Genomic DNA, 13114 nt, shown 5'->3' with positions numbered 1-13114 from the left:
GAATAAAATATGAAATCAAATATTCTCCCAATACCATTTTACGGCTTCTTTTAAACCTGTATACATACTGAATTGAGGATTATAATTCAATAATGTTTTAGCCTTATCAATATTTGCCAAAGAATGAGGAATATCACCTATCCGATTTGCTCCATGTACTACTTCAATTTTCGCTATCCTTGGATCAAACTCACTTAAAAATTCTTTTAAGTAATCGACCAATTGATTTAGCGTAGTACGTTCTCCATAAGCAGTATTATAAACCTGATTAACAGCTTCTGGATTATCGGTCGTCATGGCAAGCATGTTCATCTGAATCACGTTGTCAATGTAGGTAAAATCACGACTGTACTCCCCATCACCATTAATTACCGGACTTTCGAGTGCCATCAACTTTTTTACAAATAGAGGAATTACCGCTGCATAAGCACCAAAAGGATCTTGTCTGCGACCAAAAACATTAAAATAACGTAATCCGATTGTTTCAATACCATATGTTTTGGCAAATACGTCGGCATACAATTCATTTACATATTTCGTAATAGCATAGGGCGACAAAGGTCTGCCGATCACATCTTCCACTTTAGGTAGAGACTTGCTATCCCCATAAGTAGAAGAACTGGCTGCATACATAAAGCGTTTCACACCGGCATCGCGGGATGCAATCAGCATGTTCAAGAAACCACCTATATTTACCTCATTTGTCGTGATAGGATCTTTAATAGAACGAGGAACAGAACCAAGAGCTGCTTCATGTAATACATAATCAACACCCTCAACAGCTTTTTGACAATCTGAAAGATTACGAATATCCCCCACTATTAATTTGAAAGTATCGGGATATTTATTAAGCAAGGGAAGAATATTTTCTATTTTACCTGTCGAAAAATTATCAAGACAAACAACTTTATAATTATGAGCTAGTAAATACTCACATAGGTTGGAGCCAATAAAACCAGTTCCCCCTGTTACTAATACTTTCATACTATTCTATTTATAAATTGTATATACCTATTATTTTTACACATTATGGATTGACTTGTATTCACATAAATATTTCTGTGCAGTTATTCTTATATCATATTCCAATGCACGTTGTAAACTCTGACTCTTAATTTTGTTATACAAAGGAATATTATTCAACAAATCATTTATTTTCTGAGCTAAATCAAAAGCATTATTAACTTCAAACACTAACCCAGCACCCTCCACAACCTGTTTTAAACCAGCTACATCAGACGCTATTACAGGCAATCCAGATGCCATCATTTCTAAAGCCGTTAATCCAAAACCTTCCCAATTTGAAGACTGAATGCCAATATCAGAGGAATTCATCAGTTTCACAATATCATCTCTCTTACCTAAAAAATGAATATTGGAAAGTCCCAAATTAGAAGCTAATTCTCTACATGATTCCTGAGTATCACCATCTCCAACAAGTAATAAATGCACACTCTTTAGTACATATTTCATCGATTTTATAAGTGTTTTCTGATCCTTTGCTAATGTGAATCTTGATACCATAATTAAAATCTTAGAATCTTCTGGAATACCAAGTTCTTCATGAGTAAACTTCTCTTTATCAGAGATGATACTATTTAAATCAATTCCATTAGAAATGACTTTAAAACGATTGTCTTCTTTTACTATACCAAGCCATTTTTTTAAAGCAATTTGAGTTTCATCACTAATAGATATTATTCGGTGATAAGGTTTATAAACTATGCGTTCAAGATATTGCAGAAACAAAAAATTCCTTCTTTTATTAAAAGTTGAATGTTCTGTATAGAAAAAAAATGATTGTGAAAATAATGATGCAATCGAAACCCAATAAAGTGATGGAAATAAATGTACATGAACAATGTCATAACCTCTAACACGCTGCATTATATTTATAACTATTAGAGGGTTATAGAAGTTTCTTCTATTTAATGAGTATATTTTAATTCCAGCAAATTTTAATTTATTATAGAAAAAAGAAACATCATTACTGAAAAGTAATAAATCAACACTATTATTTTGCTCTTTTAGTAATGGCAATAAATCTGATAACAATCTTTCAGCACCTCCAATTTCCAATGAAGGTATTATATGAAGTATTTTCATTTACGAATCTTCCTCAAAAAGAAGTAAATATAATTCAACATTTTCTCAAAAAGATCACGATCTTTTAATCCATCAATCGGAACTTCTTCAAATGAAATGAATGAGGCATAATTTTTGGATAGAAAATGTTCTAGTTGCAGAAACTCATTTTCGAACATAGTATTAGGATGGAGACAATAAGTCCAATACCCTCCTAACTTAACATCACGTAAGGAGCCAAACTGTTGTGGAATAAAAATAAAACCATATTTACTATATGGTTTGAAAGCAATTGTATCACTTATTATTCTAATCATTGATTCACTTTCCAATGCTTCAAGAGTGTTTAGATCAAAAGTATGACTAGGTGCAAAAAAATATTTCGGAACTATATTTTTATCAGTTAATATTCTTATGCCCTTCTTAATTTTATCCTTTTGCTTCTCAATACTAACACCTGCAAATTCTGAACGTTCCCATAAAGGATTTATCCCTCCATCTTTTGATATATAAGAATGATCAAAACCATGTAAAGCAATCGTCCAATTCTTATCTTCCCAGCTTTTAACCTTTTCCCAAAAATTATCATCATATTTGTCTATTTTTAAAGCATAATCATTATTAGCCGGGACTATCCCCACCATCGGTTTAATATGATACTTATCCAGCATCTTTTCTATTTTATCCCATTTCACAACATCCATTGTAGGACATGCATCATCTAATCTAATTAAATAAAAACGCTTCATTATATTTTATGTAGTAATATACTTTTTATTCAATCTATTTTCTTTATGGATGCGCAAAAATGTCTTATACCAATTATTATATCCAATAAATATATTTTGTCTATTTATAAAAGCTATCCACAAAAATTTAAAAAAGTATTTTAGCCCAAAACGCATTGAAAAGAATAAATAAGCCATAATAGAATGTCTAAATTTTTTCTTATCATGTTCCTTTAAATACTTATTATATCTAACAGTAACCATATATCTTGACAGCAATATTTCAATATTATTCCTTTTAGTTAAGCTACCTCTTCTGACCGTAGCTATATATATATCAATGGGGACTACCTTAAAGCCCACAGCCTTATATCCAATTAACATTGAAAAATAAGTATCATTTGAAGCTATAACTTCATCAAATTTCAAACATTCTCTTGTAATAAGTTTCCTCGAAATCATCTTAGCACAAGGGCTTTCATATTTTAATCTTATTTCATCCTCAGAAATATTCCCCTTAAGATAATCATCAATCATTTTTGAGAATAACTCCCCTCTGTTTGCTTTTTCCAATGTATCTGAATATACACTATCTATCTTAAAATATATCAATTCCTCTATTGAATCTACATACTGGTATAATACATCAAATGCACCTTTAACAAAAAAGTCATCAGCGTCTAAAAATAAAATCCACTTACCGTTTGCATATTCCAGCCCTACATTTCTCGCTCCTCCTGCAAATCTTGAACAGTCTGAATAATATACCTCTATATTATTATCTCTTGGTTTTATATTCTTTTTCAACAATGTTTTCTCACTGTTATCCACCACTATTACTTGTATTTCGCTAGTATCAGGAATAGAATCAATAGCACGTTGCAATAACTCCGGAATATCTCTATGAGGAATAATTATTGTAAACAATGGATTATCGTTCATTTTAAATTAATCATTAAGTTTATATTGTTTTTCCTGCCAAAAGAAATAATATTTTGCCGTGTTTTCTTTCATTCGATACATATTGGCAGAAAATAGACTGATATGTAAGCACAAGAATACTATTAAAATAAATTCTTTCATTTTACTTACTGACATTTTTTGAAATAAATAAAATAAAGTCAACGTTCCCATTACAAACTGGAATCCATACATATAAAAATTAGGACGGGACATTATTAAACTTTTAAGAAAAATGTAGTGCCATAATACACCTATAAAATAAATATCATAAATTATATAAAAACATCTTTTTTTGAAATACTGTTTTACCTGGTTGCTATATAAAATTATACATACATCAATAATTAATATTATATAAGATCCCACTCCCATAGCCATATCGGAAGTAATATAATCCAGATTGCCCTCCTTTACCTGATCTATATAATGAGAATATCCCATGAATAAAGCTATATTGTCAAATTTCATAATCAAATCTTCTACAATATCTATTTTTAATAGCACAAAAGCAACAAATAGTAAAAGTAATTGAATTAGAATATTTGAAAAATATGACTTGTTTTTCAATAAAGGATAAAATAAAATCAACATGATTGCAGATTTATGAATTGATGAGGCAATTAAAACAACAATTAAGTATTTAAAAAATTTCTGATTTTCAATATACTTTATCCCTAAAAGAAAAACAGTAAACGCTAATTCCTGTCTTATACCATTCATAAAAATCAACCATTGACAACTAGTAATAAAAACAAAAGTTATATAAGGGTATACTCTTCTATCATCTTTAAAAAAATAATAAATGAAAAACAGCTGCATAAATGCCAAGAATCCGAAATAAATTGAATAATGAACGTTTAATTTCGCAAAACAATCTGTTATAACAAAAAAGCCAACATCCGTTGGAAAAGAAAAATCATAATCTTGTAATAATAGATATTTCTCCAGATAAGCCAAATGGTCTATTCCGACCCCATATCTTAATCCAAATATCAATGAATAAAAAAATAGCAAAAAAAATAAAGCCCAATTACTTTCAATACACTTTCCTTTATAAAAACAACGCGAAGAATATCGAGACAATACAATCATTGTAATTAACAATAGAATATATATTAGTAACGTTTGCAGCATTATAAATTTACACAATAATTAAAATATATCAAATCTATTCAGTTAACCTCATCTGTAATTAGAGTTCTCATCATTTTATCACGATTTTCTTTAGAAAGCGCATTTTGTAAAATATTCCTATTTGCATTTTTTTGTTTCATTGTTAAAGGGAAAAGATCCGTCAAAGTGTTTAAATCCTTTTCAAAAGAATAAATATGGCATCCCATATTTTTATAATACTTAAGTAAATTATTGTCTTCTCTTAAAAACACTTTTACTCCATTTAGAAGGAAATAACTAATATTCCCAGCAGCTTCTTGCCTCCTATGCCCCATAATAGCAACCTGGCACATATTTATTTTATTAAAATAATCTTGTGGTGGAAGAAAAGAATCTAATATACATGTTCTATCAGCAAACAAAGAATTAGCTTTGTCTATAATTAAATTCTTATGCTTAATAGCTCCATAACTTAAAGGCAAAACAATATTTGCAATTTCCTTTTTTGAATCAATTTTAAATAATTTAAAAAGTATTGTCAAATGATTACCAGTATATGATGCTGAATGGTTTACAAGAACATTTAAATGAGTAGGTTTATTTACAAGATCAACTAAAGCTATTTTTTCAATATCTGTATAATAAAACAATTTGAATTTTGCTTTTGTCGGAATGAATTCACAGAAAAGCAAATAATCATAATAATTCCAAAAACAGAAATAATTTAATATACGAGCTATTTTTAGTAAATAATTATTATATCCTATTATCCTTTTTAGTATATCTTTTAAAAAATATTCTCTTCCTGAAACATTGTAATCATATAATTTATAATTTTGTTCTAATGCTAAATACGAATATAAATCAGCTCCATAAAATATCCAATACAAATAATCCACCAACTGATTATCTTTCAAGTCAATAGCAAGATTAGCTGCTTTCCTTGACATATAATGAATAAAAAGATTAATAACCCCATCAGTTTTATAAACAGAGCTTATTATTTTTTTTATTTTTGTTTTATGTTGAAAGGGAATAAAATAAACATCATCACTTTCTTTTACTAGTTTTCTATTATTTTCATCAATATCCACAAAATAAACATTCTGAGCAGCATAATAATAATTAAATGTTTCTATCGAACCATTTATAAATTTTTCATCCTGTACCAAATGAATATTCATCATCACTTCAGATAATACTATAACTATTTGTGTATTAAAAATCTATTTTTTTAGCAGGAACCCCGAACACGGTTGTATTGCTTTTGACATTTCTCAATACGACACTACCGGCTCCCACTATCGAATTATCGCCAACCTTAATATGAGGCAGAATGGTTGAACGGGTGTGCAAGGTTACATTATTTCCGATACTGGAAAATCCCCCCATGAATGAATAGGATTCAATGGCACAGAAAGAACCGACAATTGCATCATGCCCGAAATTACAAAAAGGCTGAACGGTGGAAAAATCACCAATTGTCACATTCGCTGATATGGAACAAAATGCGGATATCATCACGCCTTCACCTATTTGTGCATCAGGATGAATGATACTTTTAGAATCTATCAAAGTCATGAAAGCTCCCCCTTTTTGTTTTACTATATTTACATATTTCTTTCGATATATGGGATCTCCCAATGCACAGGTAAAAATATCATCTTCCTCTATCTCATACTCTTCAACGGAACTTAATATCGGAGGATACCCGGAAAAAACATCCAAAGCCTCAACCTTATCATCAAGAAAGCCTTTGATAATAAATTCCTTGCCATAGTTCTCATATAGTTTCAAACTATTGCAATATTCGCGCCCGAACCCTCTGGCACCTATGATTATAAGATTTTTCATTTTAAATACGATGATTTACAACCGCCTGCTATTGACCGTCAAAACGGCTCCTCCCCATGAATACCCTACTCCGAAACCGGCAAGAAGAACCTTACCGTCTAATTTATGCTCACGGGCAGCTTCTTTCAGAGCTATGGGAATTGTAGAGGAAACGGTGTTACCGAATTTGTCAAGGCTATAATAGAATTTGTCCTCCTCGATCTTCAGTTTTCTACGCAGAAAATTCATCATATATTTATTTGCCTGGTGAAAGACAAATAAATCAATATCATTTTGTGCGACATTGTTTTTAACCAATATATCTGCCACCAGAACCGGAACTGTCTCAAGGGTAAAATTAAATATTTCGCTGCCATTCATATAAAGATGATCACTCGAAACCGGATTACCATTCTCATCATAGACGATATCGCGAAACGGTTTGGGATATCTTGCACAACCACTGCGTACGATTAGATTATCTGCTCCTCTCCCATCGGTACCGAGCGAGAAATCACCAATTTCTGCGAATCCATTACCTGATATCAAGGTGGCAGATGCTGCATCCGCAAAAATAGTACGGTTGCCCTTATCTTTGAAGTGAATGTACTTGGTATATGTTTCAGAGGTTAAAAGTAGCACATTGCGAGCAATACCCGCTGCAAGCAAACCTTTAGACAGCGATAAACCATAAACATATCCCGAACACCCCAAATTAAAATCCAATGCTCCACAATGGGTATTCAATCCCAATCTATCCTGAATCATACAGGCAGATGTAGGTAAAAAATAATCCGGACTTTGTGTACATAGCATCACAAAATCAATTTCAGCACACTTTATTTCACTGTGTTCTGCAAAGAGTTTCTCGGCAGCCTTTACAGCCATGTCGGTGGCAGTCTCATCGGGAGCCGAGATGTGACGCTCTGAAATACCGACTTTAGATGCCACCTTTTCAACAGTCCACTCCGGAAACTCAGTAACCAGCTCATGATTGTCCAGAACTCTTCCGGGCAAATAATAGGAAATTGCTTTTATAAATGCCGACATAATTATTGTAATGTAAATCCGCCATCGATCAATAAAGATGATCCGGTAACCCACGACGAAGCATCCGATAAAAGATATATCACAGCATGTGCCACCTCTTCAGGTTTACCGTATCGTTTTAACGGATAACGCATTTTATCGGCTTCAATGGCTTCTTGTGAAACTTTGGCAGCAAGTTCATCCGCCATTGAAGTTTCTATCATCCCGGGACAGACAGAATTTACCCTAATATTTTTAGAAGCTAAATCTATAGCCAAACCTTTTGCCAGACCAACAATTCCCGCTTTTGCCGCACTATAAACAGAATTTCCTGGATAAGAAACGAAAATTCCAGCTATTGAACTGATAAATACAAGCGAAAAGCCTCTTTTATTGTTCTTCTTAAGTTTCAATATCCGATATATCAGCTCCATAGGTTTCACTAAGTTAGTATCTATCACAGGATATGATTTCTCAAATGAGCAGAACTGAAAGGGAAGCGATATTCCAATACCTGCAGAATTAACGATACCGTCCAATTCAGGAAGTTTTGCTACCAAATCTGTGATATCATTCATATTCGTGAGGTCAGCAATAAACTGGCTGTGTCCTTCACCTTCCAATAATGAGAAGGTTTCATCCAGCCTTTGGACATTTCGTCCTGTAATAACCACTTTGGCACCCATCCTTGAACATTCAATGGCAATAGCTCTACCGATGCCCGATGATGCACCGGTCACAAAAATAGTTTTCCCTTCAAGTGAAAACGGATTATAGTTACTCATACCTTATATCTCTATTAAATCAGGACAAACAATTTCATTCGTTTCAAGGTAAACACTCCCCCATGAAAGCCCTACACCGAAACCACAGGCCACCATTTTCAACTTGCCTCCAGACAATCGCCCTCTGATTTGAGTGGTAGCAGTAAGCGGTATTGACGCAGAAGAAGTATTGCCGAAATCGGCCAGGCTGTACGGGACTTGTTCAGCAGTCAATTTCAGTTTCTTCCGTATTTTTTCGTTCATGAAAAGATTTGCCTGGTGAAACAGATAGTAATCTACATTTTCGCGTCCCACATTTGCATATTCCAACAATTTGTTCACACTCTGTGGCGCACGCGAAATACCGAACGTAAATACGTCCATGCCGTCAAGGACGGTTTGAAGTGAGTTTCGACTGATGCCTTCCTCTATTTCCCTGTATTCAAGAGAATCTTTCGTTACAGGATTTCGGCATCCGCCATCGGGAATTATTATTGCTTTATAACCGGAACCATCAGTATTCAAATTCATAAACATAGGGGCAGAATTTTCTTCAAACTGGAAGGCTGTAGCAGTGCCACAAGCCCCGAACAACGGATAGGCACTTTTATCCATGGTCGAAGTATAGGTTGTCGTATCACCGCACAACAGAAGCCCCCGTTTCATTCCCGATGCCGAAATCATCTGTGAAATCGTAGCCAGCCCGTAAACCCAACCAGAACACCCCAGAGATATGTCGATGGCATAAGTGTCAATTCCCAAGCCTAACCTTTCTTGCAAGATACACGATGTGGCCGGCAAAATATAATCGGGAGACTGGGTAACAAAAACCAGGCATTCAATGCTGTCCTTTTCCCACCCTAATTCTGTAATAAGCTTTTCGGCAGCATAGTAGCAAAGATCTGAAGTTGTAGTATTTTTATCAGCTAATCTACGCCGGAAAATACCCGTGGAAGCACTGAACTTCTGGGCTTCATCTTCCTTAAAAAGCGGCAGGCCTGCGTTCTCCTCCATGTTAGCAGGAACGCAGCTTGCTATTCCTTTCAGCGAAACATTTCTAACGGTAAGCAACGCCATTATACCCTCGTTTTAACGATATTAAAAAGATCTTCGATCGTTTGTGAATTACGAATATCTTCCCCTTTCAATTTAACCTCATATTCTTCATCGGCCATCGCAATAATAGAAAGAGCGAGAAGTGAACTCCACTCATTTATTTCGCGGAATTTCGTATCCGGTTTGAAAACAGACATTTCAGTTTCGTCAAATTGTTCAGCAAAATGCTGTACAAAATCTTGTAATTCCATAATTTATTTGTTTTTGATTATTGATAAAATTAAATTCATATCGTCCGGACTAAGAGCATGATGCATTGGCAGGCATATAACGGAATCTGCCACTTTATGGGCAACCGGCAAGTATTCAGGTTTCGCGGATTCCAATCCCCGATAAGTAGAAAACTCACTTATCAACGGATAAAAATATCTCCTGCCTAAAACATTGCTTTCTTTCATTTTGAAGTATAATTCATCACGTGACATGCCATACCGCTCTGCATCCACAAAAATGGGAAAATAAGAATAGTTATGACGGACACCCAGCATATCTTCCATCACATGGATTCCAGGGATCTCACGTAGTGCTTCACGGTATCTAACAGCAACCTGGTGACGGGATTCAATGGCTGCGCTTACCTGCTTCAGATTTAATAATCCGTAAGCAGCACGAACTTCATCCATCTTACCATTAATTCCGGGAGCAATAATGGTAGTCTCACCCGCAAAACCAAAGTTCTTTAAGTAATCAATCCGTTTCTTTGTATTCTCGTCATGACAAACCAAAGCACCACCTTCAATGGTATTATAAACTTTTGTAGCATGAAAGCTCAATGTTGATATATCACCGGCCTCCAATATCGATTTGCCGTTAACTTCCACACCGAATGCATGAGCTGCATCATAAATCACTTTAAGACCATATTTATCAGCTATAGCCTGAATGCGTTCCATATCACAGGGCTTACCATAAACATGGACAGCCATAATTGCCGTTGTTTTAGGTGTGATAGCTGCTTCTATCTTATCCGGATCAATATTGCATGTCATCGGATCAATATCCACGAACACGGGTTTAATGCCATTCCACCACAAGGAGTGAGTGGTAGCAACAAAACTATAAGGAGTAGTTATCACTTCACCCGTAATGCGTAATGCCTGTAAAGCACAAATTAAAGGCAAAGTCCCATTTGTAAAAAGGCTTATATAGGGTACCTTTAAGTATTCGCACAAAGATTTTTCCAATTCCTGATGGTAATAGCCATTATTAGTCAGCCACTTACGATCCCATATATCCTGCATATAAGGTAGGAAATCGTCAAGCGAAGGTAATAATGGAGAAGTAACTGTAATTACTTTGTTTTCCATTCTTATTTGAATCTTTAATAATTTATTTTCTTTTTAAGTGCGGAAGACACTAATTCCCTTATCTCCAAATATTCAGGAAGCTTTACTTTTTGATAAATACAGAAAGCCAAGAGAGTACCTGCTATAATTTGAATGGGAAGGATTAGATAAACGGAAATATCCATTAAAGATATGCTCCACATAAATGCTGCTACAAACAAGGATATCAGAAATGTGGGAAAAATGTCCTTTAGTTGATTCTTTGTTGGGTATTTTATTAACACTGCCGAATAATGACTATTTAAAAAATAGGAGATAAAAGAAATACAAACACTCCCCCAAAGCATGTAATTGATTCCGTAAAAAATACCGATAACAATGGGTGCTATTGCTATTATTTTCTTAATGAGTTCCAATTTCAAAAACAAATCCGAACGTCCTTTCACCTGAAGAATATTCAAGTTAATAGCATGGAGTGGATAAAGCATACCGGCAAAACAAATAATTTGCAAAAAGTAAACGGCAGGTATCCATTTAATACCGATCAAAATAATAATCAAAGGTTTTGCAACGGCAGCAAGTCCCAGCATACATGCGAATGTTACCAACATAGTTACCTTTATTATTTTACGATAAGCCTCTCGCAAACGCTCATCTTCATTCTGAATGGAGCTAAGTACCGGATAACTGACTCGTTGGACTACAGAAGTCAAATTACTGGAAAAAATTGTATTAAACTGCTCGGCACGTGTGTACTGCCCCAATTGAACCGAACTATAAAAACGACCAATCACGATATAATATATATTTTTATAAACTGTGTCTATCAAGCCTGAAAGCAAGAGTTTTGAACCAAAACCAAACAATTTTTTAAAGCTATCGATTGAAAATTCTAGAGCCGGACGCCAACAACTATAAAACCATAAAAAAAACGTATTAACTAACTGACGTGAAACCTGTTGTCCGACCAAACTCCAGACTCCACAACCATAAAAAGCCATGCCAATGCCGATTCCCCCACTAGTTAAAGATGCGATTAGAGAAACTTTCATCTGAGTCTTGAAATCGATTTCTTTTACCATTATAGTCCGCTGAATAATTGCCAGTGCATTGATTATAAGAGTTAATCCAATCACTCTGGTAACTGGTACCAAAAGGGGTTCTTTAAAAAAGTCACTGATCAGAGGAGCAACCAGATAAAGCAAGATATAAATGGCAGTTCCGACTACCAAATTAAAATAAAATACCGTATTATAATCGATTCGTTTTACATTCGTTTTACGGATTAAGGCATTCGAAAAGCCACTGTCAATAATGGAATTAGATATAGCGATAAAGATAGCAATCATAGCCATTATGCCATACTCTTCGGGAGTAAGCAGACGTGCCAAAACCAGACCGACTAAAAATGTAATACCGGAATTAGCTATATTATCGGCAAAACTCCAACTAACACCTTTGACAGCCGTATGTTTTAAGGATTCACCCACCCTTCTATGTCTTTATATATAAAAAAGTAAAAATCGTTCGTATTGATTTTTCAATACCTGCAGAGCCAATCCTCTCATTCTTACCCCATGTATTCAATACTTTGCATAAAACGATGCACCCAGACGTGCTAGTTTAAATCCCTAGCATGTTTTCTGATCGCCAGCTAACACTTATGACAAAAGTAATTTATTCTTTTATTTCTTCAAACGGATACGGATTCTCCTTTAAGTTCTTCAACTCCTCAATAACCTCTGTTTGCTCTAAAGTCAATTCGGCCTTATTCCACCCACTTATAATTTCGTTCAATTCCTTTGCTAACGCTTCATCAAACACCTTACCATAGCAAATAACCAATAGCTGGCACTTCAATAAAGATGCCGGCAAACGATCTAAAATTTTCCAACTGCGATTCAAAACAGATTGTACCTTTGCTTCTTTATCGCCATGATCATATGCGGTAACAGAATATCCCAAAAGAAGAACTATGCAAAGAGAGGCTTCTTCTTCATCAGTACTACCCTGACATTCATAGAGAGCCTCTGTTTGTTGATAAACTTCACTGTTGAGCCGGCAAAATTGATCGGAATAAATAGGCTCATTATCTATACCAAGATAAAGAAGGTCGTGAATGGCACGACGCAAAGTATTAATTTTTACCTGCATAAGGCTATTTAGATTTTATTATTTACAGTTACAATCAAGAGAA

Annotated in this window: 14 protein-coding genes; all 14 read right to left on the bottom strand. The window is 34.3% G+C overall.

From position 1 onward, the window contains the following. Positions 1-15: 15 nt before the first annotated feature. Positions 16-984, bottom strand: a complete 969-nt coding sequence (locus H8744_RS12750) for an SDR family oxidoreductase (RefSeq protein ID WP_262435196.1) — start codon at positions 982-984, stop codon at positions 16-18. A 36-nt stretch (positions 985-1020) separates the two neighbouring features. Continuing rightward, positions 1021-2106 (bottom strand): glycosyltransferase, encoded by a 1086-nt coding sequence (locus H8744_RS12745; protein ID WP_262435195.1) that lies wholly within the window; start codon positions 2104-2106, stop codon positions 1021-1023. Then, the gene (locus H8744_RS12740; protein ID WP_262435194.1) at positions 2103-2834 is read right to left on the bottom strand and encodes a DUF2334 domain-containing protein; all 732 of its coding nucleotides are present in this window, start codon (positions 2832-2834) and stop codon (positions 2103-2105) included. Before H8744_RS12740 ends, H8744_RS12745 begins: the two co-directional genes overlap by 4 nt. A gap of 6 nt (positions 2835-2840) precedes the next feature. Beyond that, a complete protein-coding gene (locus H8744_RS12735) occupies positions 2841-3755 on the bottom strand; it encodes a glycosyltransferase family 2 protein (RefSeq protein WP_262435193.1) in 915 nt (304 codons plus the stop codon). Between the two features lie 6 nt (positions 3756-3761). Next, positions 3762-4868: an EpsG family protein gene (locus H8744_RS12730; RefSeq protein WP_262435192.1), complete on the bottom strand. Its 1107-nt coding sequence runs from the start codon at positions 4866-4868 to the stop codon at positions 3762-3764. Between the two features lie 80 nt (positions 4869-4948). Next, positions 4949-6076 carry a hypothetical protein gene (locus H8744_RS12725; protein ID WP_262435191.1) on the bottom strand — a complete coding sequence of 376 codons (1128 nt, stop codon included), beginning with the start codon at positions 6074-6076 and terminating at the stop codon, positions 4949-4951. Positions 6077-6107: 31 nt separating this feature from the next. After that, positions 6108-6743 (bottom strand): acetyltransferase, encoded by a 636-nt coding sequence (locus tag H8744_RS12720; protein ID WP_262435190.1) that lies wholly within the window; start codon positions 6741-6743, stop codon positions 6108-6110. Positions 6744-6758: 15 nt separating this feature from the next. After that, on the bottom strand, positions 6759-7772 hold the full coding sequence (locus tag H8744_RS12715; protein WP_262435189.1) for a 3-oxoacyl-ACP synthase III family protein: 1014 nt from the start codon (positions 7770-7772) through the stop codon (positions 6759-6761). Positions 7773-7774: 2 nt separating this feature from the next. After that, positions 7775-8536 carry an SDR family NAD(P)-dependent oxidoreductase gene (locus H8744_RS12710; RefSeq protein ID WP_262435188.1) on the bottom strand — a complete coding sequence of 254 codons (762 nt, stop codon included), beginning with the start codon at positions 8534-8536 and terminating at the stop codon, positions 7775-7777. Positions 8537-8539: 3 nt separating this feature from the next. Then, a complete protein-coding gene (locus H8744_RS12705; protein ID WP_262435187.1) occupies positions 8540-9592 on the bottom strand; it encodes a ketoacyl-ACP synthase III in 1053 nt (350 codons plus the stop codon). Further along, the gene (locus H8744_RS12700; RefSeq protein ID WP_262435186.1) at positions 9592-9822 is read right to left on the bottom strand and encodes a hypothetical protein; all 231 of its coding nucleotides are present in this window, start codon (positions 9820-9822) and stop codon (positions 9592-9594) included. The genes H8744_RS12705 and H8744_RS12700 overlap by 1 nt, the downstream gene beginning before the upstream one ends. Before the next feature lie 3 nt (positions 9823-9825). Continuing rightward, entirely contained in the window at positions 9826-10938 is a 1113-nt protein-coding gene (locus tag H8744_RS12695) for a DegT/DnrJ/EryC1/StrS family aminotransferase (protein WP_262435185.1), read from the bottom strand. 14 nt (positions 10939-10952) lie between these two features. Continuing rightward, on the bottom strand, positions 10953-12407 hold the full coding sequence (locus H8744_RS12690; RefSeq protein WP_262435184.1) for a lipopolysaccharide biosynthesis protein: 1455 nt from the start codon (positions 12405-12407) through the stop codon (positions 10953-10955). A gap of 187 nt (positions 12408-12594) precedes the next feature. Then, positions 12595-13071 (bottom strand): UpxZ family transcription anti-terminator antagonist, encoded by a 477-nt coding sequence (locus H8744_RS12685; protein WP_262435183.1) that lies wholly within the window; start codon positions 13069-13071, stop codon positions 12595-12597. Positions 13072-13114 lie beyond the last annotated feature (43 nt).

The sequence above is a fragment of the Jilunia laotingensis genome (genome assembly GCF_014385165.1).
Taxonomy (GTDB): domain Bacteria; phylum Bacteroidota; class Bacteroidia; order Bacteroidales; family Bacteroidaceae; genus Bacteroides; species Bacteroides laotingensis.
This window is presented reverse-complemented; position numbering and strand designations above follow the sequence as displayed.